Source organism: Rathayibacter sp. AY1C2, from assembly GCF_002931195.1.
GTDB lineage: Bacteria > Actinomycetota > Actinomycetes > Actinomycetales > Microbacteriaceae > Rathayibacter.
In genome coordinates this window covers 62826-85721 of sequence record NZ_PSWG01000013.1, presented here as the reverse complement: position 1 = coordinate 85721, position 22896 = coordinate 62826, and the positions used below count along the sequence as shown (strand labels likewise).

Genomic DNA, 22896 nt, shown 5'->3' with positions numbered 1-22896 from the left:
GTGTCCGCTCCCGCCCTCCCGTCTCCCGGCGCCCCCGCGCAGAAGCGCCCGAGCACGCTGCAGACCCTGCTGCGCCTCGTCCCCTTCGTCGGCGACTCCCTGCCCCGGCTGGTCGGCGGCATCGCGGTCGCGCTCGTGGCGAGCCTGGTGTCGCTGGTCATCCCGATCGTCCTGCAGCAGCTCGTCGACGGGCCGCTGGGGGACGGAGCGGCCTCCGCCGGCTCCGGCGACCTCGGGCCGCTGATCGGCCCGGTCGCCGTCATCCTCGTGCTCGGCGTCGTCGAGGCCGGTGCCATCGCGCTGCGCCGCCGGATGGTCCTCACCCCCAGCACGCGGATCGAGGCGCGCATGCGCTCGGCGCTCTACAGCCGCCTGCAGGACCTCCCCGTCTCGTTCCACGACCGCTGGCAGAGCGGGCAGCTCCTGTCGCGGGCGATGAGCGACCTCAGCCTCATCCGCCGCTGGATCGCCTTCGGCTTCGTCCTGCTCGTGGTCAACGCGCTGACGATCGTCGTCGGCTTCGGCGTCCTCGTCTACTGGAACCCGATCCTCGGCGTGCTCTTCGTCGTGTGCTCGATCCCGGTCTGGATCTACGGGTTCGCGTTCGAGAAGCGCTACTCGAGCATCGCGCGCCGCAGCCAGGACCAGGCGGGCGACCTCGCCACGACCGTCGAGCAGTCGGTGCACGGCATCCGCGTCCTGAAGGCCTTCGGCCGCCACCAGCACGCGCTGGAGAACTTCGCCGGCCAGGCCGAGAAGCTCCGCGGCACCGAGATCGACAAGGCCCGCGCCATCGCCGGGATCTGGCTCGTCCTGCTGCTGGTGCCGGACATCGCGTTCGCGCTCTGCCTGCTCGGCGGGGTCTGGCTCGCCGCGGCCGGCCAGCTGAGCGTCGGCGAGCTGTTCGCCTTCTTCGCCACCGCGACCGTGCTGCGCTGGCCGGTGGAGTCGATCGGCTTCCTCCTCTCGATGACCTTCGACACCCGCACGGCGGTCGACCGCTACTTCGAGGTGATGGACAGTCGGAACACCATCACCGACCCGGAGGACCCCGAGACGATCCTCGAGCCGCGCGGCCGGGTGCGCTTCCGCGACGTCCACTTCCGCTACCAGGACGCCCCCGAGCGCTACCGCGACCTCCTCGACGGCGTCGACCTCGAGGTCGAGCCGGGCGAGACGATGGCACTGGTCGGCATCACCGGCTCCGGGAAGACGACGCTCACCGCGCTGCTCCCGCGCCTCTACGACGTGACCGGCGGAGCCATCGAGCTCGACGGCGTCGACATCCGCCGGCTCCGCCGCGACGAGCTGCGCACGCACATCGGCATGGCGTTCGAGGACGCGACGCTCTTCTCCACCAGCGTGCGCGAGAACGTCCTCCTCGGCCGACCCGACGCGACCGAGGAGGAGCTGCTCGAGGCCCTCGAGATCGCGCAGGCCGACTTCGTCCACCGCCTCCCCGAGGGCCTGGACACGAAGGTGGGCGAGGAGGGGATGAGCCTCTCCGGCGGCCAGCGCCAGCGCCTGGCCCTCGCCCGCGCGGTGGCCGCGCGTCCGGCGGTGCTCGTCCTGGACGACCCGCTCTCGGCGCTCGACGTCGACACGGAGGCGCGCGTCGAGGCGGGGCTGCGCCGCGTGCTCGGCGACACCACGGCGATCATCGTCGCCCACCGCCCCTCGACGGTGGCGCTCGCCGATCGCGTGGCACTGATGGAGGAGGGCCGCATCACCGCGGTCGGCACCCACAGCGAGCTGCTCGCGAGCAGTCCGCACTACCGCTTCGTCATCTCGAGCCTCGAGGAGGACGAGCTGACCCGGCCCGCCGGGACCGAGCGCATCGGCTCCCGCCCCACGACCACTCACCAGGAGACGCGATCATGAGCACGCTCGATTCCTCCGAGGAGCGCGACGACCTCAGCAGAGCGGAGTCGGCGGCTCTGCGCCGGCGCTCGCTGCGGCTGCTCGGGTCCCTGCTGCGGCCGCTCCGGCTGCGGCTGGTGCTCACCGCGGTCGTGGTCGTCGTCGCGACCGCTGCCCAGGTCGCGGGACCGGCGCTGATCGCGGCGGGCATCGACAACGGTCTTCCCGCGGTCCTCGCGGGGAACGCGGTCCCGCTGGCGGTCACGGTCGGCGCCTACATCCTCATCGGACTCGTCGGCGCGCTCCTGGTCGCCTGGTACACCGTGCTCTCCGCGCGGGTGAGCCAGGCGATCCTGATCGACCTGCGCAAGCGGGTCTTCCTGCACACCCAGAAGCTGAGCCTGGAGTTCCACGAGAACTACACCTCCGGCCGGATCATCTCGCGCCAGACCAGCGACCTCGACTCCATCCGCGAGCTGCTCGACTCCGGCATCAACCAGCTGGTGCAGGGTGCGCTCTACATGGGCTTCGTCGCGATCGCCCTGGTCTCCCTGGACGGCGTGAGCGGCATCGTGCTCGCCTGCGCCCTGGTGCCGCTCGCGCTGCTCACCCGCTGGTTCCAGAAACGGTCGCAGACGCTGTTCCGCGGCACTCGCGTCGCCTCGTCGCGGCTCATCGTGCAGTTCGTGGAGTCGATGACCGGCATCCGCGCCGTGCAGACCTTCCGCACGCAGAAGCGCAACGAGTCCGTGTTCGGCGGGGTCGTCGAGCAGTACCGGCTCGCCTACAAGCGCGTCTTCGGGGTGTTCGGCACCTTCGACCCCGGGCTCGTGCTGATCGGCAACGTCACCGTCGCCGTGGTGCTGTTCATCGGCGGCGTCCGCGTGCTCGACGGCGGGCTCGAGATCGGCGCGCTGCTGGCGGTCCTGCTCTACACCCGGCGCTTCTTCGACCCGGTGCAGGAGATGGCGATGTTCTACAACTCCTACCAGTCGGCGGCCGCCGCGCTCGAGAAGATCTCGGGCGTGCTGGCCGAGGAGCCGAGCGTCCCGGATCCGGCCCGCCCGGTCGACCTGCGGCAGGCGCGGGGCCGCCTCGGCTTCGAGGGCGTCCGCTTCGCCTACACCGCCGACCGCGAGGTGCTGCCGCGCTTCGACCTCGACATCCCCGCGGGGCAGACCATCGCCCTCGTCGGGTCCACGGGCGCCGGCAAGACGACGCTCGCCAAGCTGATCTCGCGCTTCTACGACCCGAGCGACGGCGTGGTGGCCCTCGACGGCGTGGACCTGCGGCAGCTGCACCCGAAGGACCTGCGGCGCGCGATCGTGATGGTCACCCAGGAGGCGTACCTCTTCTCCGGATCCGTCGCCGACAACATCGCGATCGGGCGGCCGACCGCGTCCTACGACGAGATCGTCCGGGCCGCGCAGGCGGTCGGCGCGCACGAGTTCATCCAGGCGCTGCCGGACGGCTACGACACCGAAGTGAACAAGCGCGGCGGCCGCGTCTCGGCCGGTCAGCGCCAGCTGATCTCGTTCGCCCGCGCGTTCCTGGCCGACCCGGCGGTGCTGATCCTGGATGAGGCGACCTCCTCCCTCGACATCCCGAGCGAGCGCCTGGTGCAGCAGGGCCTGCAGACGCTCCTGGCGGACCGCACGGCGGTCATCATCGCGCACCGCCTCTCGACGGTCGCGATCGCCGACCGGGTGCTGGTGATGGAGCACGGCCGCATCGTCGAGGACGGCACCCCGGAGGCGCTCATCGCCGGCGAGGGCCGCTTCGCCACCCTGCACGCGGCCTGGCGGGACTCGCTCGTCTGATCGGCTGCTGCTCGCGACCCACCTCCCGGAGCCGCTCCCGGCTCAGGGGCGCCAGCGGGCGCTGCGCACGTCGACGCGCCAGCCGCCCGGCGTGACGACGAGGGGCGTGCCCTCGCGCTCGTACTCCCGGCGGGCGCGCTCCTCGTGGCCGACCGGGGGCGCTCCTCCCGCGCGGATGACGCGCCACCAGGCGGTGTCGGAGCCGTAGCGGGCCATCACCGTGCCGACCGCGCGTGCCGCACGAGTGCCGAGGACCGCGGCGATCTCGCCGTAGGCCATCACGCGTCCGGGCGGGATCGAGGCGACCACCTCGAGGACGGCGGAGACGAAGTCGGCCGGCTCCGCTGCCTCCGGCGCCGCGCTCAGAGCGTCAGCGCCCCGATGTTCTCGCCGTACTGCGTCTCGCCGACGACCTCGAAGCCGATCCAGCGGAAGAACTGCTCCGGGCCGTCCTCGCCGGACTCCCAGATCACCGTGAGGGTGTCGAAGCCGCGGGCGCGCGCCTCGTCGGCGGTGGCGCGGACGGCGAAGGTGCCGACGCCGCGGCCCTGCTTCGCCGCGTCGATGTTGATGCGCCAGATGCAGCTGCGGAACTCCTCCGCCGCCTCCGGGTCGAAGTGCGCGTGGATGAAGCCGACCAGCTCGTCGCCGTCCATCACGGCCCGCTGCCACGAGGCGCCCGGGTCGATCACCGCGGCGGCGGCGGAGTAGGAGACCGGCGCGATGAACTGCTCCTGGCCGGGTTTGAGGCTCAGACCGTTCACGGCGGAGATGTTCGAGGCGGACAGCTCTTCCAGGCGGAGGTCACTCATGCCGTCACTGTACCGGCGGCGCAGGACGGCGGGCATCCTCCTGTCGGGCGACGTGCGCCGGCCCCGGCGCGGACGATCGAGAACTGTCTCGACATCGAGACAGTTCGGGCCTCGGGTAGGCTGGCGGAGGCCATCCGGAGCGGTGCAGAGCCGCCCGTCCCGCACAGGTGCGGGGTCATCGACACCATGGGAGAGCAATGTCCAAGATCAAGGTTGAGGGAACGGTCGTCGAGCTCGACGGCGACGAGATGACGCGCATCATCTGGCAGAAGATCAAGGACACCCTCATCCACCCGTACCTCGACGTGAACCTCGAGTACTACGACCTCGGCATCGAGTACCGCGACGAGACGGACGACCAGGTCACGATCGACGCGGCGCACGCCATCCAGAAGCACGGCGTCGGCGTGAAGTGCGCGACCATCACCCCCGACGAGGCCCGCGTCGAGGAGTTCGGCCTCAAGAAGATGTGGAAGTCGCCCAACGGCACGATCCGCAACATCCTCGGCGGCGTGATCTTCCGCGAGCCGATCATCATCTCGAACATCCCGCGCCTGGTCCCCGGCTGGAACAAGCCGATCATCATCGGCCGCCACGCGTTCGGCGACCAGTACCGCGCCACCGACTTCGTCTTCAAGGGCAAGGGCACGCTGACCGTCGAGTTCACGCCCGAGGACGGCTCCGAGCCGATGAGGTTCGAGGTCTACAAGGCCCCGGACGACGGCATCGCGCAGGTCCAGTACAACCAGGACGCGTCGATCCGCGACTTCGCCCGCTCGTCGCTGAACTACGGCCTCTCGCGCAACTACCCGGTCTACCTCTCCACCAAGAACACGATCCTCAAGGCCTACGACGGCCGCTTCAAGGACATCTTCGAGGAGATCTTCGAGACCGAGTTCAAGGAGCGCTTCGACGCCGCGGGCCTCACCTACGAGCACCGCCTCATCGACGACATGGTCGCCTCGGCCATGAAGTGGGAGGGCGGCTACGTCTGGGCCTGCAAGAACTACGACGGCGACGTCCAGTCCGACACCGTCGCGCAGGGCTTCGGCTCGCTGGGCCTGATGACCTCCGTGCTCTCCACGCCCGACGGCAGCGTCGTCGAGGCGGAGGCGGCGCACGGCACCGTCACGCGCCACTACCGCCAGCACCAGGCCGGCAAGCCCACCTCGACGAACCCGATCGCCTCGATCTACGCCTGGACGCGCGGCCTCGCGCACCGCGGCAAGCTCGACGGCAACCAGGAGCTCATCGACTTCTCGCTCACGCTTGAGGACGTGGTCATCAAGACGGTCGAGTCCGGGAAGATGACGAAGGACCTCGCCCTGCTCGTCGGCCCCGAGCAGGGCTGGCAGACGACCGAGGAGTTCCTCGCGACCCTCGATGAGAACCTGAAGGCCCGCATGTCGGCCTGATCTCCGGCTTCAGCAGACGCGTCCGGCCCGCACGATCCTCGGATCCTGCGGGCCGGAGGCGTCTCCGGGCCCGGTGGGACGCGCCCGGGCCGAGCGCCTCAGAGCGCCCGGGCGAGCTCCTCCATCGCGTGGAGCGGATCGGGCCCCGACGGCATCAGCACGACGCTCGACGCACCGGCCTCGTGCAGCAGGCCGATGCGGCGACGAGCGTCCTCGGGAGTGCCCACGACGGCCAGCTGGTCGACCCAGACGTCGGGCAGGTCGCGGACGAAGGCGGCGCGGTCGGCGCTCTCGGCCCGCAGGCGAGCGAAGTCCTCGGCGAAGGGGAGCGGCTCGATGTGCGGCGCCCAGTCCGGCTCGCCGATCCATTCGAGTCCCGGCCGGACCGCGTCGCGCGCGGCGGCCGCGTCGTCGTCCACGGCGGCCGCGTTGTAGGCGACGATCCGTCCGGTGCCGCCCAGGTGGCCGCGGGCCGCCGCGAGGTACTCCGGAGTGACGGGCTCGGCCAGGACGACCCCGTCGGCGATCCGGCCCGCGAGCGCCAGCGACCTCGGTCCGCGGACGCCGGCCAGCAGCGGCGGCACGACGGCGGGCGGCGACTCCAGGACGAGGCCGTCCACGTGCACGTAGCGGCCGGAGCGGTGGGTGCACTCGCCGGAGAGCAGCGAGCGGATCGCGTCGAACTGCTCCTCGAGCAGGGTGAGCGGGCTGCGCGGCCAGACGCCGAGGCCGCGCATCCAGTGCGGCATCCCGTGCCCGATGCCGGCGTGGACGCGGCCGGGGAACAGGTCGGCGAGAGTGCCGAGCTCCATCGCGGTGAAGGCCGCCGTGCGCACGGCGGCGGGCAGGATGCCGATGCCGACGACGATCCGCTCGGTGGCGGCGAGCACCGCGCCGGCCTGGGCGATGCCGCCGCGGAAGCCGAGGTCCTCGACCACCCAGAGCTCGTCGAAGCCGAGCTCCTCGGCGCGGCGGGCGTAGACGAGCACCTCGGAGGCGGGGAGATCGCGGGGGAGCAGGACGCCGACAGCGGTGTCGGAGGAGGAGGCGCGCATCCGGCCAGCGTAGGGCGTGCGGACACGCGGAGGGCCCGCCCGCACGATCGCGGACGGGCCCTCGCTCGTCGTCCTACTCGGCGGCCGCCTCGCCGATCCGCACCTGCTCGGGGCGGGCGGTCGAGACGACCTCGATGCGGCGGGGACGCGCCTTCTCGCTGACCGGGATGGTCACCGAGAGCACGCCGTTGTCGTAGGACGCGGCGATGCGCTCGGTGTCGACGCCCTGGCCGAGGCTCAGCTGGCGGACGAAGGTCGCCGACTGGCGCTCCCGGGTGATCCAGGTGACGTCGTCGCCGCTCGCGACGGTGCGCTGGGCACGGATGGTGAGGAGCTGCCCGTCCACGTCGACGTCGACGGACCCCGGGTCGATGCCGGGGAGGTCGGCGGTGAGGACGTAGTGGTCGCCGTCCCGGTACAGGTCGATCGGCATCCGGCGGGGCCCCTGACCGGAGCCGAGGAGGGCGGTGGCGAGGCGGTCCAGCTCGCGGACGGGGTCGTAGGTGACAGCCATGAGATCACTCCATTCAGTCGTGCAACGAAGAGTTCCAAGAGTTGAGCCGACCCGGCTCAACGCGATTAAATTAGCACTCGGGGAGGGGGAGTGCCAACGGATCGGCCCCCTTCAGCGTCAACTTCGTTACCTGTTCGTAACAAAGCTGGGCAATCGAGTTCGTAGGGTCGTTTCTGTGTGGAAACCGATCCGGTTCCCAGCGAATGTGAGTAAGGACATCGATTGCCGATCCACCTGTCCCACCGACCACCCGTCCGCCGCGCTGAGAGGCGCATCCTCGCGGGCCTCGCCGTCCTCGGAGTCGCCGCGACCGCGGCCTTCGCCACCACCGGCGCCAGTGCCGCCCCTCTCGCCGGCAGTGCCTCGCTCGTCGGCGGGCTCTCCGTCGGCCAGAGCTTCGACGACGGCGACTACGTCGTCACCCTCGTCGAGCCCTCCGCGGCCACCTACCAGGGCAGCAATGCCCGCTTCGCCCGCACCGCGCCCGTCGACGGTGCGCAGCTGCAGGCCGCCTCGGCTCCGGTGGAGGACTACTCCGCCCACCTCGAGCAGCGCCAGGAGGACGTCGCCTCCGCGGTCGACGCCGCCATCGGCTACCACTACACCGTCGCCCTCAACGGCTTCTCCGCGACCCTCTCGGGCGAGCAGGCGGGCGAGCTCGCGAGCCGCCGCGACGTCGCCCAGGTCCGCAAGGTCGAGAACCTGAAGGTCGACCGCGCCGCGCAGGCCTCGCCGCTCGCCGCGGCCGCCGCCGGCACCCCGGTGCCCGACACCGGACAGCAGCGCTCCACCGACTTCCTCGGCCTCGAGGGCGAGAACGGCGTCTGGCAGAAGCTGGGCGGCATCGACAAGGCGGGCGAGGGCGTCGTCGTCGGCGTCATCGACTCCGGCATCGCGCCCGAGAACCCCTCCTTCGCGGGCGCGCCCCTGGCGACCTCGCCCGGAGCGGCCCCCTACACGGACGGCACCACCACCTCCTTCGTGAAGTCGGACGGCGGCACCTTCGTCGGCTCCTGCTCGCCGGGGCTCCCCGCCTCCGAGCAGTGGGACGGCGACGAGTGCAACCAGAAGCTCATCGGCGCACGCTGGTTCCTCGCGGACGAGGAGGTCGGCTCGACGGACAACCCCGAGTACCGCTCCCCGCGCGACGCCGACGGACACGGCTCGCACACCGCGAGCACGGCAGCCGGCAACAACGGCGTCGAGGCGAGCGTCGACGGCTACGACTACGGGAAGATCTCCGGAGTCGCCCCGGCCGCCAAGGTCGCCGCGTACAAGGTCTGCTGGAACGGACCCGACGAGGGCACCGACGACGACGACTTCTGCTCCGGAGCGGGCATCCTCGCGGCCATCGACGCCGCGACCAAGGACGGCGTCGACGTCATCAACTTCTCGATCGGCGGCGGCTCGGCCACCTCGACCCTGACCGCGATCGACGAGGCGTTCCTCAACGCCGCCGCCGCCGGCGTCTTCGTCGCGGCCTCGGCCGGCAACTCGGGTGCGGGCGCCTCCACGCTCGACCACGCGTCGCCCTGGTACACCACGGTCGCCGCGTCCTCCATCCCGACCTACACCGCGACCGCCGCTCTCGGCGACGGCCAGAAGTTCGTCGGAGGATCCATCTCGGTCCACGAGGACGTCACCGGACCGCTGGTGAACAGCGCCGACGTCGTCCGCTCGGGCGCCGAGAACCCCGCCATCTGCGAGACCGGCACCCTCGACCCCGACAAGGTGAAGGGCACGATCGTCGCCTGCACCGCGGGCGTCACCGCGCGCGTCTCCAAGTCGGCCGAGGTCGAGCGGGCCGGCGGCATCGGCATGCTGCTGCTCAACCCGACCCCGAACGCCCTGCACGTCGACGACCACTCGGTCCCGAGCATCCAGATCGACTCGCAGGCCTACCAGGCGATCACGACCTACGCCGGCACCGCCGGTGCGACCGTGACCCTCTCCGAGGGCAACTCGTCCGGAGCCTCCATCCCCGTCCCGCAGGTCGCCGGCTTCTCGTCGCGCGGACCCGCTGAGGCGGACGGCGCCGACGTGCTGAAGCCCGACCTCACGGCGCCCGGCGTCGCGATCCTCGCCGACAGCTTCAACGCCGAGGGCGACGACCCCGCCTTCGCGTTCGAGTCCGGCACCTCGATGTCGTCGCCGCACGTGGCGGGCCTCGGCGCGCTGATCCTCGGCGCGACCCCGAAGGCCTCGCCGTCCGCGGTGAAGTCGGCCGTGATGACCTCCGCCTACGACAGCGTCGACCAGTCGGGCGTCGCGTCCGAGGACGTCTTCGCCCAGGGCGCCGGACACGTCGACCCGGCCGCGTTCCTCGACCCCGGGCTGCTCTACGAGAGCGGCACGGAGGACTGGATCGCGTTCCTCAAGGGTGCGGGCTACGTCTTCACCTCGAACCCGGTGATCGACCCGATCGCCGCGATCGACCCGTCCGACCTCAACCAGGCCTCGATCGCGATCGGCGCCCTCGCGGGCACGCAGACCGTGACTCGCACGGTCACCTCGACCGGCGCGGGCACCTACACCGCCTCGGTCGACGGCCTCGCCGGGATCGGCACCGTCGTCTCGCCCTCGACCCTCTCCTTCACGGGTGCGGGCCAGACGGCGGAGTACACGGTCTCCTTCACCACCGGCTCGGCGGCGCTCAACCAGTTCGCCACCGGCTACCTGACCTGGGCGAGCGCGGAGCACGACGTCCGCAGCCCGATCGCGGTGCGCCCCGTCCTGCTGGACGCGCCCTACGAGGTCTCCGGCACCGGCTCGACCGGCACCGGCACGGTGACGGTCACGCCCGGCATCACCGGCGCGCTGCCGCTCACCGCGAGCGGTCTCGCCGAGGGTGTCCTCGCCGAGGACGCCACCGCCGCTGACGGCCACTCGGCGACGCTCCCCACGGGGAAGTCGCTGACGACCACCGTCGTCGTGCCGGAGGGCGCCGAGTTCGCCCGCTTCGACCTCGACTCGCTCGACGACGCGGCCGACCTCGACCTCACCGTCACCAGCGAGAGCACCGACAAGGTCTTCACCTCGGCGACCGGCTCGGCCGACGAGCGCGTCGACATCGCCGACCCCGCTCCGGGCGAGTACACGGTCCAGGCCGATGTCTACTCGACCGCTCCGGGATCCTCGACGGTCACGTTCGACTTCCGCAGCTTCGTCATCACTCCGGAGAACGGTCTCGGCTCGCTGAGCACCGACCCCGCCGTGGTCGACGCCGTGCAGGGCGAGCCGATCGCGTACGCGGTCTCCTGGTCGAACCTGGCGGGCCCGGCCCGCTACCTCGGCCGTGTCGCCTACACCGACTCGGGACTCGCGACGCTCGTGAGCGTCGACGTCACCGAGGCGGTCACCCCCACCCCGACGCCGACCGCGACTCCGGAGCCCACGGGCACCCCGGAGCCGACCGCGACGCCGACGGCCGGCCCCACCGCCGGACCGGGGGAGCCCACCTCCACGCCGACCGCCGGACCGGGCGCGCCCGGCCACGGCGCCGGCGGCCTCCCGTCGACGGGCTTCGACGGCGGTCTCCTCGGAGCCGCCGCCCTCGCCCTCCTCGGTGCAGGTGCTGTGATCACCGGCCTCCGACGCCGCGCCCTGGCGCAGCGTGAGGCGGGCGCCGCGGAGTAGTCCTCCGCGACCGCCGCGAACGGCCGTCCCCCTGCTCCTCCCGGAGCGGCGGGGGCGGCCGTTCGCCGTCCCGGTCGGGGGAGGCGGAAACGGTGCGGCTCGTGGTGCGGGCAGGGAGCAGGATCGGCCGGGCTGCGTGGGGGAACGACTCGAGAGGGGAGGCGGGAGCGGGTCGGGGAGAGATCGACGATCAGGCGGGGCGGAGCACCTTCGACTGGGGGCCGGGCGGCGCGATCGGCCCGGGGTCCCGCTGCGGTGGCGCATCCCCGGAGGTGCATCGACGGGAGAGCGCGGTGGCGACCTGCCGCTGCGAGCCGGGACGACGCGTTCGGTCCCGCTCCGAGCGGCGGCGAGCGCACGGGGACCACGGCGCACCCTCGGGAACAGCGGTGGCCGCTCGTGGACAGCGGTGCCCGCTCAGGGACAGCGGTGGACGGCTCCGAGCGAGCGCCCCCTCGGCCTGAGCGGCCGCCGTCCGGATCAGAGGGAGCGGCGACCCGCGATGACGCCGGAGACGACGGCGAGGACGCCGAAGACGATCGCGACGACCGGCTGGCCGAGGTGCAGCCACGCCAGCGCGGCGGCGCCCATCACGAGCAGCTCGATCAGCGAGCGGCCGTAGACGTCGATCGCGAGGACCGCGCGCGGCGAGAGGAAGAGCGCCCAGATCAGCGCGGCGACCACCGGAGCGCCGATGCCGAGGACGATGTTCCACGGGAGGTCCCACGACGCGAAGCCCCAGAGGGCGAAGGTCGCCAGCGCGACGAGCTCCAGGAGGAACCGGAGGATCGCGTTCGGGCCGATCTTGATGTCGGTGCCCACGGTGTCCGCTCCTGCTCGATTCACGCCGACCATGCTAGCCGCCGGAGGTCAGCGGAAGATGATGGTGCGGGCCCCGTCGAGGAGCACCCGGTCCTCCGCGAACCACTTGACCGCCTGCGTGAGCGTGCGGCTCTCCTCGTCCTGCCCGATCGCCACGAGCTGGGCGACCGAGTGCGAGTGGTCCACGCGCACCACGTTCTGCTCGATGATCGGCCCCTCGTCGAGGTCGCTGGTCACGAAGTGCGCGGTCGCCCCGATCAGCTTGACGCCGCGGGCGTGCGCCTGCTTGTAGGGGTTCGCGCCCTTGAAGCCCGGCAGGAACGAGTGGTGGATGTTGATGGCGCGGCCGGCCAGTCGCGCGCAGAGCTCGGGGGAGAGGATCTGCATGTAGCGCGCCAGGACCACGAGCTCGACGTCGTGCTCCTCGACGACCTCCAGCACGCGCTCCTCGAACCCGCGCTTCGACTCCGGCGAGACCACGGGTCGCGACTCGAAGGGCACGCCGTAGAACTCGGCGAGGTCGCGAAGGCTGCCGTGGTTGGACAGGATCATCGGGATGTCCACCGCGAGCTGCCCGGCGCGCTGGCGGAAGAGCAGGTCGTTGACGCAGTGCGCGGCGGTGGAGGCGAGGACGAGGGTGCGCAGCGGCCGGCCGACGACGTCGAGGCGCCAGGTCATCCCGTAGTGCTCGGTGATCGGCAGCAGGGCGGCGGCGAACTCCTCGCGGCTGATCGGTGACTCCACCTGCAGGCGCATGAAGAAGCGGCCGGTGTCGGCGCTCGAGAACTGCTGGCTCTCGGTGATGTTGCCGCGGGCCTGGACGACGGCACCGGACACGGCGTGCACGATGCCCGGCTGGTCGGGGCAGGCGAAGGTCAGGGTCCAGTGGTTTCCCGCGGGCCGGGCGCCGGACCACGCGGCGTCGCTGCCCGTCGGACGGGTGCTCGCGGAGGCGGGCCGGGGAGTCGCGGACGCGGCGGGTTCGGGCTGCATCCGCCCAGGATAACGGTGGGGCACGGGGCGGTCCGCGCGCCTCAGCCCGCATCGACGGACACGACGGCGACGGGTCCCGTCCGCCCGTCCGGGGAGGAGTAGCGGACGCCGATCGTGTGCCTCCCGGGACCGACCTCCAGGGTCGCGGCGAGGACGGGGGCTCCGGGAGCGAGGGACCGCACCTGCCCGCCGTCGACCAGGAGGTCGAGGCCGTCCGCGTCGGGATCGGCGAGCACGAGCACGCCGACCGCGCCCCCGCTCGACGCGGCCCGGGCGAGGAGCACCGGAGCGCGCAGGTCGACCGTCTCGGGGGCGCTGACTCCTGCAGCGGTGCGCGCCAGCACCGTGGTCCTGCCCGCGGGGAGGGGGAGCGCCGGCGCGGTCCAGGAGCCGTCGGCGTCGGCGGTGGCGGAGCCCACGCGGTGTCCGTCGGAGGCGTCCTCGAGGAGCACCTCGGCGCCGGGCGCGGCGGTGCCCCGGGCATCGGGCAGCAGCCGGCCGTCGGTGTCGAGCGCGAGGGTCGGTGCGGCCGGAGCGGGAGGTGCGGCCGGAGCGGGAGGTGCGGCCGGAGTGGGGGTCGTGACCGGCGCGGGAGTCGAGACCGGAGCGGAGGTGCTCGGCGCCTCTGTAGGGGCCGGCGCCGGAGTGCTCGGTGCGTGCGTCGCTGCCGGAGCCGGAGTGTCCGGTGGGGGAGTCACGGTCGGAACAGGAACAGGAAGAGGAACAGGAACCGGGACCGGAGTGCTGGGTGCGGGGGTCGGGACCGGAACGGAGGGCAGGCCCGGGCCGTTGCCGATCGGGCCCGGCGCGGAGCTCCCGGTCGTGGTCCCCGGGGGCCCGGAGGGGGCCGGAGCCTCGGTGCCGGCAGGGGAGGGCGCCGGTGCGGGGCTGCCGGTCACGGCAGGGCGGGACGGGGCGGGCTCGGCGGCAGAAGTCGGGGAGGCGGTCACCTCGATCCCTCTCGACGCCGGTGCGCCGACGGGATCGTGGGACGGCTCCTGTTGCGGCGGGCGTCCCGTCCTCCCGGGGGTCGCGCGCGTCGCTCCGGCATCGTCCGACGCAGCCCGTCCGGCCACGGCCGGCACCGTGCTCCTCGGAGCGGCGCCGGAACCCCTGGACCGCCCCGCCGGATCGCCGTCCGCTGCACTCGTCCGGTCCGCGGCCTCCGGGTCCGTCTCCGGTCGGTCGGCGCTCGCCGTCGCTCCTCCGCTCGACGCCGGCGCAGCCGCCTCGGCCGTTGCGCGCTCGTCCACCCGCGCGGAGGCGTCCTCCGCCGCCACGAGCGCGCCGCCCCCGTTCCCGGACAGCAGCACCACCGCGCCGACGACTCCCGCGACCGCGAGTGCCGCCGCAGCGGACGCGGCGACGACCACTCCTGTTCCGCTGCCCGCTCTCGACGCTCGGACCGCCGATGCGCGGACCGCGCTCGACGCCCGGACCGCGCTCGGCAGCGGACCGGAGGCCGCGCCGGAGCCCCCGCCCGCCGCCCAGGCGGCTGCGCCGCTCACCCCGGCGGTCAGCAGCAGCAGCACCGACGCGAGGCGGCGCGCAGTGCTCTCGGCCTCCGCCAGCGCCTCCCGGCAGGAGAGGCACCCGTCCAGGTGCCGGTCGATGCGGTGCCTGTCCCGGACGGGGGCTCGTCCTCGCGCGTACGTCCCCGCCCGCTCGAGCACCCACTCGCACTCGCCCGTCGCCGAGGCGTCCGCCACGTGCTCCCGGATCCACGCGGAGCGCAGCCCCTCCCGCGCCCGCACCCCGAGCGCTGCGACCGCGTTGGGCCGCAGGCCCATCAGCGGTGCGGCGGCGGCGGGGGACAGGCCCTCCACCTCCGTGTACCAGAGCACCTCCTGCCAGCGCGGCGGCAGCGCCCGGAACGCGCGCGCGCCCAGGTCGCGCTCGAGGGCGGCGAGGGCGTGCGCCTCGGGATCGGGGCCGGCAGAGGGGAGGGCGCGGTCGGCCTCGTCGAACGGCCGCTCGTGCCGGTCCCGCCGGGCCCAGGATCCCGCGACGTTGCGGACGGCGGTGAAGAAGTAGGGGCGGAAGGCGCCCTCGGGTCCGCCGCCGCGCTCGATCGCCCGCAGGACGCGGAGGAACGCCTCCGAGACCAGGTCGTCGGGGTCGGAGCTGCTCGCCCACGCCCGGGCCACGGTGCGCCCGGCCGAGGAGTGGCGGCGCCAGAGCTCGGAGACCGCGTCGGTGCGGCCATCCCGGACCAGCGCGACGAGCTCCTCGTCGCTGCGGCCGTCGATGCGCTCGGAGCGGCGTCGAGGACTCACGGCGACGCCCTCCCTCCCGGTCCCGCGCCGGGACCGCCCGAGGGATCGTCGCACGATCGCGCGTGCCCGCCCCCGACTGGCGCGACTCCCGCGCCACCCGGCCCGCTTGCTAGAGTGAGCCCGCCGCGACTGGCGTTCGGATGGGTGACCATCAGGGAGCGGCACCTCCTCCGGGGCAGCGCCCCGGACACTTTTCCCGCCGCACGCCTGGGCTGGAACGGATACCGTAGATCGGGTCGCCCGAACGAGCCGTGTCGCGCCGCAGCGACCTGCCGGGCCCCTTCCGTTTCCCAGCCAAGGAGCGTCCGTGTCCTCTTCCCCCGCCAGCCCCGGCGTCGCCGCCTCGTTCGACCAGCCCGTGTCGGTGGTCGACCCCGAGATCGCCGCCGTGCTCCAGCAGGAGCTCGACCGCCAGCGCGGCTACCTCGAGATGATCGCGAGCGAGAACTTCGTGCCGCGCGCGATCCTCGAGTCGCAGGGCTCCGTCCTGACCAACAAGTACGCAGAGGGCTACCCCGGCCGCCGCTACTACGGCGGCTGCGAGTACGTCGACATCGCCGAGCAGCTCGCGATCGACCGCGCCAAGGCCCTCTTCGGCGCCGAGTTCGCCAACGTCCAGCCGCACTCCGGAGCCTCCGCCAACGCCGCGGCGCTCGCCGCGCTCGTGCAGCCCGGAGACACCATCCTCGGCCTCGAGCTCGCGCACGGCGGCCACCTGACCCACGGCATGAAGCTGAACTTCTCGGGCAAGCTCTACAACGCGACCGCGTACGGCGTCGACCCGCAGACCTTCCGCATCGACATGGACGCGGTCCGCGAGAAGGCCCTCGAGGTCCGCCCGCAGGTGCTCATCGCCGGCTGGTCCGCCTACCCCCGTCAGCTCGACTTCGAGGCGTTCCGCGCCATCGCCGACGAGGTCGGCGCGAAGCTCTGGGTCGACATGGCCCACTTCGCTGGCCTCGTGGCGGCGGGGCTGCACCCGTCGCCGGTGCCCTACGCCGACGTCGTGACCACCACCGTCCACAAGACGCTGGCCGGCCCGCGCTCGGGGCTCATCCTCGCGAAGCAGGAGTACGCCAAGAAGCTGAACTCGGCCGTCTTCCCCGGCCAGCAGGGCGGCCCGCTCATGCACGTGATCGCCGCGAAGGCGACCGCGTTCAAGCTCGCCGGCGAGCCCGAGTTCGCCGATCGCCAGGCACGCACCATCCGCGGCGCGCAGATCCTCGCCGAGCGCCTCACGGCGGCCGACTCGAAGGCCGAGGGCATCGACGTCCTGACCGGCGGCACGGACGTCCACCTCGTCCTCGCCGACCTGCGCGACTCGCCGCTGGACGGCAAGCAGGCCGAGGACCGCCTCCACGAGGTCGGCATCACGGTCAACCGCAACGCCGTGCCGTTCGACCCCCGCCCGCCGATGGTCACCTCGGGCCTGCGCATCGGCACGCCGGCGCTCGCGACGCGCGGCTTCGGCGACACGGAGTTCACCGAGGTCGCCGACGTCATCGCGGAGGCGCTCAAGCCCTCGGCCGACCTCGAGGCGCTGCGCGGCCGTGTCGCCCGCCTCACCGACGACTTCCCGCTCTACCCCGGGCTGTAGTCGATCCGCTGCACCACCCGCGCGGCGGAGGACGGGGCACCGCCCCCCTCCGCCGCGCCACGACCGAGGAGCCCGAGATGACGGCACAGGTACTCGACGGCGTCGCGACGGCGACGGCGGTCAAGACGGAGATCGCGGAGCGGGTCGCCGCTCTGCGCGAGCGGGGCGTCGTGCCCGGGCTCGGCACGCTGCTGGTGGGGGACGATCCCGCCTCCCGCTCGTACGTCGCGGGCAAGCACCGCGACTGCGCGGAGGTCGGGATCGAGTCGATCCGCGTGGACCTCCCCGCGACCGCGTCGGCGGACGACATCCGCGCCGCCATCCGGCAGCTCAACGACTCGGAGGCCGTGACCGGGTACATCATCCAGCTCCCGCTGCCGAAGGGCATCGACGAGAACGCGATGCTCGAGCTCATGGATCCGGACAAGGACGCCGACGGCCTGCACCCCACCAACCTCGGCCGCCTGGTGCTCGGCGTCGAGGGTGAGCTGGACAGCCCGCTGCCCTGCACGCCGAACGGGATCGTCGAGATGCTGCAGCGCCACGGCATCCCGACCTCGGGCCGGCATGTCGTCGTCGTGGGCCGCGGGCTCACCGTCGGCCGTCCGCTCGGGCTCCTGCTCACGCGGAAGGGCCTCGACGCCACCGTGACCCTCACCCACTCCCGCACGGCCGATCTCGCCGCGGAGGTGCGCCGCGCCGACATCGTGGTGGCCGCCGTGGGCGTGCCCGGGCTCATCCGCGCCGACTGGGTGAAGCCCGGCGCCGCCGTGCTCGACGTGGGCATCACGCGGGTCGAGAACCCGGAGACGGGCCGCGCGAAGCTGACGGGCGACGTCGCACCGGAGGTGGCGGAGGTCGCGGGCTGGCTCTCGCCCGTGCCCGGCGGCGTCGGCCCGATGACGCGCGCGATGCTCATCCACAACGTGGTGACGGCGGCCGAGCGCGCCCTGCGCTGACCGGTCCCGCGCCACAGGACCCGCGCCGGACCGCGCTCGGGGGCGACGTCCAGTCGCCTGCCGGTAGCGTGGCCCGGCGCTCTCGCGTCCCCCACCCCGTCGGACACGTCCTCGGAGCGCGCCCCGCCCCACGAGGAGAACCCATGCTCACCGTCACCGCCTACGCCGCCCCCTCCGCGACCGAGCCGCTCGTCCCCACCACCATCGAGCGCCGCGACGTCGGACCGCACGACGTGCTCATCGAGATCGCCTACTCCGGCATCTGCCACTCCGACATCCACACCGTCCGCGGAGACTGGGGTCCGGTGGCGTACCCGCTGACCGTCGGCCACGAGATCGTCGGCGTCGTCGCCGAGGTCGGCTCCGAGGTCACCAAGCACTCCGTCGGCGACCGCGTCGGCGTCGGCTGCATGGTGAACTCCTGCCGCGAGTGCGAGAACTGCCTCGCGGGCGAGGAGCAGTACTGCCTGAAGGGCAACACCGGCACCTACGCCTCCGTCGACCGCGACGGCACCATCACCCAGGGCGGCTACTCCACGCACGTCGTCGTCGTCGAGGATTTCGTGCTCCGCGTGCCGGAGTCGATCCCCTACGAGGCCGCTGCTCCGCTGCTGTGCGCGGGCATCACGACCTACTCGCCGCTCTCGCACTGGGAGGCGGGCCCCGGCAAGCGGGTGGCCGTCGTCGGCCTCGGCGGGCTCGGCCACATGGCAGTCAAGTTCGCGCACGCGATGGGCGCCGAGGTCACCGTGCTCTCGCAGACCCTCAGCAAGAAGGAGGACGGCCTCCGTCTGGGCGCCGACCACTACTACGCGACGCGCGACGAGGCGACCTTCACCGATCTCGCGAACACCTTCGACCTGATCGTCAACACGGTCAGCGCGCCCCTCGACCTCGACGCCTACCTGGGGCTCCTGCGCCGCAACGGCACGATGGTGAACGTGGGCGCTCCGGCCGAGGCGCTGCCGCTGCACGTCTTCACGCTCTTCGGCGCCCGTCGCTCCTTCGCGGGCTCGGGCATCGGCGGCATCCGCGAGACCCAGGAGATGCTCGACTTCTGCGCCGAGAAGGGCATCGCGAGCGAGGTCGAGGTCGTCTCGGCGTCGCAGATCAACGAGGCCTACGAGCGCGTCCTCGCCTCGGACGTCCGCTACCGCTTCGTGATCGACGCCTCCACGTTCGAGAAGTGAGGGCGGCCGGGGCGCTAGCCTCGGCGGCATGAGCGAACGGAGCCACCCGGCCGTCGACCGCGTCCTCGCCGACCTCGACCGGCACGGCGTGCACCCGACCGTGCGCTGGCTCGATTCGGCCGCGTCGACGGCGGCACTGGCGGCCGAGGCGCTGGGCGTCGACGTCGGCCAGATCGCCAACTCGCTCGTGTTCCTGATCGACGGTGCGCCGCTGCTGGTCCTGACCAGCGGCGGCCACCGCGTCGACACCGCCTGGCTGGGCGTGCAGCTGGGCGGATCGATCACCCGGGCGCCGGCCGCGGAGGTGAAGTCCGCGACGGGCCAGACGATCGGCGGGATCGCGCCGGTGGGCCATCCCGCGCCGCTGCGCACCGTGGTCGACACGGCCCTCGCCGCCTACGACGTGGTCTGGGCTGCGGCCGGGCACGCGCACACCGTCTACCCGACGAGCTTCGCCGAGCTGGTCCGGGTCACCGGGGGAGAATCGCGCGCCGTCGTTCCGCCGGATCCGGCGCCGTAGCGGCTGGACGAGGAACGCCCCCTGCGACGCGAGGTCGCAGGGGGGCGTCGACGGGAGCAGAGGTCAGAGCACGCGACCCGCGCCGTCGGCGGCCGTGACCAGGAAGAGCTCCGGAGTCGCGAAGCCCTTCTCGGCGAAGGCGGCGAGGACCGCGGCGCGGACCTCCTCCTCCTTCTCCACCGGCGTGAGGGCGATCGCGGAGCCGCCGAAGCCGCCGCCGGTCATCCGGGCGCCGATCGCTCCGGCGCCGCGCGCCGCCTCGACGGCGGTGTCGAGCTCGGGCACCGAGATCTCGAAGTCGTCGCGGAGTGAGACGTGGCCGGCGTCGAGCAGATCGCCGATCGCCCGGGGACCGTGCTCGCGCAGGGTGCGGACGGTCTCGAGCACGCGGGCGTCCTCGGTCACGACGTGCTTCACGCGCCGGTAGGTGACGTCGTCGAGGAGCTCCTGGGCGCGCGGCAGGTCGTCGACCGTCAGCTCGCGGAGCGACGGCACGCCGAGGGTCGCGGCGCCGAGCTCGCAGGAGGCGCGCCGCTCGGCGTAGCCGCCGGTGGCGTGCGCGTGCTCGACGCGGGTGTCGACGACGAGCAGGACGAGCCCGGCCTCCTCGAACCCGAGGGGGACGACCTCGGTGTCGAGGCTGCGGCAGTCCAGGAACACCGCGGCGTCGCGCTTCCCGAAGAGGGAGGCGGACTCGTCCATGATCCCGGTGGGGGCGCCGACCGCGACGTTCTCGGCGCGACGACCGACGCGGGCCATCGTCGCGCGGTCGAAGCCGAGGTGCCAGAGCTCGTCGAGGGCGACGGCCATCGCGCACATCAGCGCCGCCGAGCTCGAGAGCCCCGCGCCGACCGGCACGTCGGAGTCGACGTACGCGTCGAAGCCCGAGCGGGAGCCCAGGTCGACGCCGTACTCGGTGAGCGCCCAGACCACGCCGAGCGGGTAGGCCGACCAGCCGGTCACGGCACCGGGGCCGAGCTCGTCGAGAGCGACCTCGACCACCTCGGGGGAGAAGGCGCTGCTGATCCGGATCAGGCGGTCCTCCCTCGGAGCGACGGCCATCGCCGTGGCGCGGTCGATCGCGAAGGGGAAGACGAAGCCGTCGTTGTAGTCGGTGTGCTCGCCGATCAGGTTCACGCGGCCGGGGCCGGCCCAGACGCCCGCGGCAGGGCGGCCGAAGGTGCGCTCGAAGGCGGCGGCCGCGCTCTCGGCGACGGCGGTCAGGGAGGCGGGAGCGGCGGTCATCGGTTCTCCTCGGCGATGTCGGCGGCGGTGGTGGCGGGAGTGGCGGCGCCGCCGGGAAGCGAGTCGTCGCTGTGCGCGGCGACCGGCAGCGCCGCGTCGGGGCGCTGTGCGATCCCGGCCTCGAGCACGGCCGCGTCGGCCCGCTCGATCGCCGCGCGCAGGGCCGCGGCGCTCGTCTCGGGGGCGATGTCGCCGATCCAGGCGCCCATCGCGGCCTCGCTCCCCGCGAGGTACTTGAGCTTCGTCTCGGCGCGGCGGGGCGAGGTGATCTGGAGCATCAGGCGCACCTCGTCGCGGCGCTCGTGCACCGGGGCCTGGTGCCAGGCGGCGATGTAGGGCGTCGGGGTGCCGTAGAGGGCGTCGATGCCGCGGAGCAGGCGCTGGTACATCGCAGCCAGCTCGTCGCGCTCCTCCGGGGTGGTCGCCGCCAGGTCCGGGACGTGGCGGTGCGGCAGGAGGTGCACCTCGACCGGCCAGCGCGCGGCGAACGGCACGAACGCGGTGAAGTGCTCGCCGCGGAGGAGGACGCGCTCGCCGGCCTGCTCGAAGGCGAGGACGTCGGCGAACATCGACGGCCCGTAGCTGTCGAGCGAGGCGAGCAGGCGGGTCGTGCGCGGCGTGACGTAGGGGTAGGAGTAGATCTGCCCGTGGGGGTGGTGCAGCGTGACGCCGATCGCCTCGCCGCGGTTCTCGAACGGGAACACCTGCTGCACGCCGGGAAGGGCCGAGAGGGCGCCTACGCGGTCGGCCCAGGCCTCGACCACGGTCCGGGCGCGGGAGGCGCTGAGCGTGGCGAACGAGCCCTCGTGCTCGGGGCTGAAGCAGACGACCTCGCAGCGGCCGACGCTGGTCAGCGTCCGGCCGAGCCCGAGGGTGCGCAGGTCCTCCAGGGAGGCGGGCGCGTCCGCGTCCTCGAGGAGCGGGCCGAAGGAGGGGGAGCGGTTCTCGAAGACGGCGACGTCGTAGCGGCTGGGCACCTCCGACGGGTTCGTCGGCGACGCCGGGGCGAGCGGATCGAGCTCGGCCGGCGGCAGGAACACGCGGTTCTGGCGCGACGCGGCGATGGAGACCCACTCGCCGGTCAGCACGTCCTGGCGCATCCGCGCGGTGGCGGGGCGGGGGTCGAGGTGGCGTGCGTCGGCGGCGCGCTCCGGGGGGAGGGTCGTGTCGGCGTCGTCGAAGTAGAGGAGCTCGCGGCCGTCGGCCAGCGTGTGCCGGCGCTTGACGACGCCGGCGGAGAGTGTGATCGCTTCGTTCATGGCAGGAGTCAGACTAGGGCCGCACCTTCGAAAAGGAAAGCTCGTTTTCCCTTTGACAAGTCCACCGGCCCGCGGGCACGATGGGCGGATGAGGACGGACGGCGAGCAGGAGTCCACGTCGGCGATCGAGCGCCGGCTGCGGCTGCGTCTGGCCGCCGAGAGCTCGGGCTTCGTCGGGGTCGCCCCGATGGCCGACATGCTCGGGGTCTCGGTCGTCACCGTCCGCTCCGATCTCGCCCTGCTCGCGAGCGAGGGCGTCCTCCAGCGGGTGCGCGGCGGGGCGATCCCGGCGCCGAGACGCACCGGCGAGCGCTCGCTCGAGGAGGGCCTGAGCGCCGCCTCCGACGAGAAGGCCGCGATCGGCGAGGAGGCCGCCGCCTCCGTCTCCTCCGGGCAGAGCATCGTGCTCGACGTGGGCACCACACCGCTCGCCATCGCGCACGCGCTCGTGGCGCGGGAGGAGCTGCGCGACGTCACGGTGATCACGAACGGCCTCTCCACGGCGCTGGCGCTCGAGCCGGCCATCCCGCGCTTCACGGTCGTCGTCACCGGGGGCACTCTGCGGCCGCTGCAGCACTCGCTGGTCGAGCCGCTGGCGTCCGAGCTACTCGAGCGGATCCGCGCCGACATCGCCTTCATCGGCTGCACCGGTGTGCACCCCGAGGCCGGCGTCACCAACGTCAACCTCCCCGAGGCGACCCTGAAGCGCCGGATGCTGCAGGCGGCGACCCGCCGGGTCGTGGTCGCGGACTCCTCGAAGCTCGGAGTGGTCGACCTCGGCCGGGTCGCCGCTCCCGACGAGTTCGACCGTCTGCTCACGGGGGCGGGGGCCGCCGACGGACTCGTCGCCGCTCTGGAGGAGGCGGGGCTCGCGGTCACCCGCTGCCGGACGCTCGGCGAGCGCGTCAGTCCGTAGGATCGAG

Annotated in this window: 18 protein-coding genes; 9 read left to right on the top strand and 9 right to left on the bottom strand. The window is 73.1% G+C overall.

Annotated elements, in window-relative coordinates:
- Positions 1-1881: an ABC transporter ATP-binding protein gene (locus C5C55_RS10830; protein ID WP_104227288.1), complete on the top strand. Its 1881-nt coding sequence runs from the start codon at positions 1-3 to the stop codon at positions 1879-1881.
- On the top strand, positions 1878-3680 hold the full coding sequence (locus C5C55_RS10825) for an ABC transporter ATP-binding protein (RefSeq protein ID WP_104233911.1): 1803 nt from the start codon (positions 1878-1880) through the stop codon (positions 3678-3680). Before C5C55_RS10830 ends, C5C55_RS10825 begins: the two co-directional genes overlap by 4 nt.
- A 42-nt stretch (positions 3681-3722) precedes the next feature.
- On the opposite strand, the gene C5C55_RS10820 is transcribed toward C5C55_RS10825, so the two are convergent.
- Entirely contained in the window at positions 3723-4046 is a 324-nt protein-coding gene (locus C5C55_RS10820; RefSeq protein ID WP_104233915.1) for an MGMT family protein, read from the bottom strand.
- Positions 4043-4492, bottom strand: coding sequence for a GNAT family N-acetyltransferase (locus C5C55_RS10815; RefSeq protein ID WP_104224946.1), 450 nt, complete (start codon positions 4490-4492; stop codon positions 4043-4045). Before C5C55_RS10815 ends, C5C55_RS10820 begins: the two co-directional genes overlap by 4 nt.
- A 197-nt stretch (positions 4493-4689) precedes the next feature.
- Here C5C55_RS10815 and C5C55_RS10810 point away from each other — a divergent pair, with 197 nt between their 5' ends.
- Positions 4690-5907, top strand: a complete 1218-nt coding sequence (locus C5C55_RS10810; RefSeq protein ID WP_104224939.1) for an NADP-dependent isocitrate dehydrogenase — start codon at positions 4690-4692, stop codon at positions 5905-5907.
- 98 nt (positions 5908-6005) lie between these two features.
- Here the strand turns inward: C5C55_RS10810 and C5C55_RS10805 are convergent, their stop codons facing one another.
- Together C5C55_RS10805 and C5C55_RS10800 are read right to left on the bottom strand one after the other, a co-directional pair.
- Positions 6006-6962, bottom strand: coding sequence for an LLM class flavin-dependent oxidoreductase (locus C5C55_RS10805; RefSeq protein WP_104233910.1), 957 nt, complete (start codon positions 6960-6962; stop codon positions 6006-6008).
- A 73-nt stretch (positions 6963-7035) separates the two neighbouring features.
- Complete coding sequence (locus C5C55_RS10800) at positions 7036-7476, bottom strand: Hsp20/alpha crystallin family protein (protein WP_104233909.1); 441 nt, start codon at positions 7474-7476, stop codon at positions 7036-7038.
- Between the two features lie 222 nt (positions 7477-7698).
- Here C5C55_RS10800 and C5C55_RS10795 point away from each other — a divergent pair, with 222 nt between their 5' ends.
- On the top strand, positions 7699-11112 hold the full coding sequence (locus C5C55_RS10795; protein WP_104233908.1) for a S8 family serine peptidase: 3414 nt from the start codon (positions 7699-7701) through the stop codon (positions 11110-11112).
- Between the two features lie 480 nt (positions 11113-11592).
- On the opposite strand, the gene C5C55_RS10790 is transcribed toward C5C55_RS10795, so the two are convergent.
- The 3 genes from C5C55_RS10790 to C5C55_RS10780 are packed head-to-tail and all read right to left on the bottom strand — an operon-like array spanning position 11593 to position 15203.
- Entirely contained in the window at positions 11593-11958 is a 366-nt protein-coding gene (locus tag C5C55_RS10790) for a YrdB family protein (RefSeq protein WP_258072541.1), read from the bottom strand.
- A gap of 24 nt (positions 11959-11982) precedes the next feature.
- On the bottom strand, positions 11983-12927 hold the full coding sequence (gene purU, locus C5C55_RS10785) for a formyltetrahydrofolate deformylase (protein ID WP_104227281.1): 945 nt from the start codon (positions 12925-12927) through the stop codon (positions 11983-11985).
- Between the two features lie 41 nt (positions 12928-12968).
- Complete coding sequence (locus C5C55_RS10780; protein ID WP_146080933.1) at positions 12969-15203, bottom strand: sigma-70 family RNA polymerase sigma factor; 2235 nt, start codon at positions 15201-15203, stop codon at positions 12969-12971.
- Positions 15204-15510: 307 nt separating this feature from the next.
- On the opposite strand from C5C55_RS10780, the gene glyA reads away from it, so the two are divergent.
- The 4 genes from glyA (at position 15511) to C5C55_RS10760 (ending at position 19469) form a co-directional block, all read left to right on the top strand.
- Positions 15511-16800, top strand: a complete 1290-nt coding sequence (glyA, locus tag C5C55_RS10775) for a serine hydroxymethyltransferase (protein ID WP_104224723.1) — start codon at positions 15511-15513, stop codon at positions 16798-16800.
- Between the two features lie 77 nt (positions 16801-16877).
- A complete protein-coding gene (locus tag C5C55_RS10770; protein WP_104227279.1) occupies positions 16878-17759 on the top strand; it encodes a bifunctional methylenetetrahydrofolate dehydrogenase/methenyltetrahydrofolate cyclohydrolase in 882 nt (293 codons plus the stop codon).
- Between the two features lie 143 nt (positions 17760-17902).
- Positions 17903-18949 (top strand): NAD(P)-dependent alcohol dehydrogenase, encoded by a 1047-nt coding sequence (locus C5C55_RS10765; RefSeq protein ID WP_104233905.1) that lies wholly within the window; start codon positions 17903-17905, stop codon positions 18947-18949.
- A 28-nt stretch (positions 18950-18977) separates the two neighbouring features.
- Positions 18978-19469 carry a YbaK/EbsC family protein gene (locus C5C55_RS10760; RefSeq protein WP_104233904.1) on the top strand — a complete coding sequence of 164 codons (492 nt, stop codon included), beginning with the start codon at positions 18978-18980 and terminating at the stop codon, positions 19467-19469.
- 63 nt (positions 19470-19532) lie between these two features.
- Here the strand turns inward: C5C55_RS10760 and galK are convergent, their stop codons facing one another.
- Positions 19533-20714, bottom strand: coding sequence for a galactokinase (gene galK, locus C5C55_RS10755; RefSeq protein WP_104233903.1), 1182 nt, complete (start codon positions 20712-20714; stop codon positions 19533-19535).
- A complete protein-coding gene (galT, locus tag C5C55_RS10750; RefSeq protein WP_104233902.1) occupies positions 20711-21973 on the bottom strand; it encodes a galactose-1-phosphate uridylyltransferase in 1263 nt (420 codons plus the stop codon). Before galT ends, galK begins: the two co-directional genes overlap by 4 nt.
- Positions 21974-22061: 88 nt before the next feature.
- Between galT and C5C55_RS10745 the strand changes: the two genes are divergently transcribed.
- The gene (locus tag C5C55_RS10745) at positions 22062-22889 is read left to right on the top strand and encodes a DeoR/GlpR family DNA-binding transcription regulator (RefSeq protein ID WP_104233901.1); all 828 of its coding nucleotides are present in this window, start codon (positions 22062-22064) and stop codon (positions 22887-22889) included.
- Positions 22890-22896 lie beyond the last annotated feature (7 nt).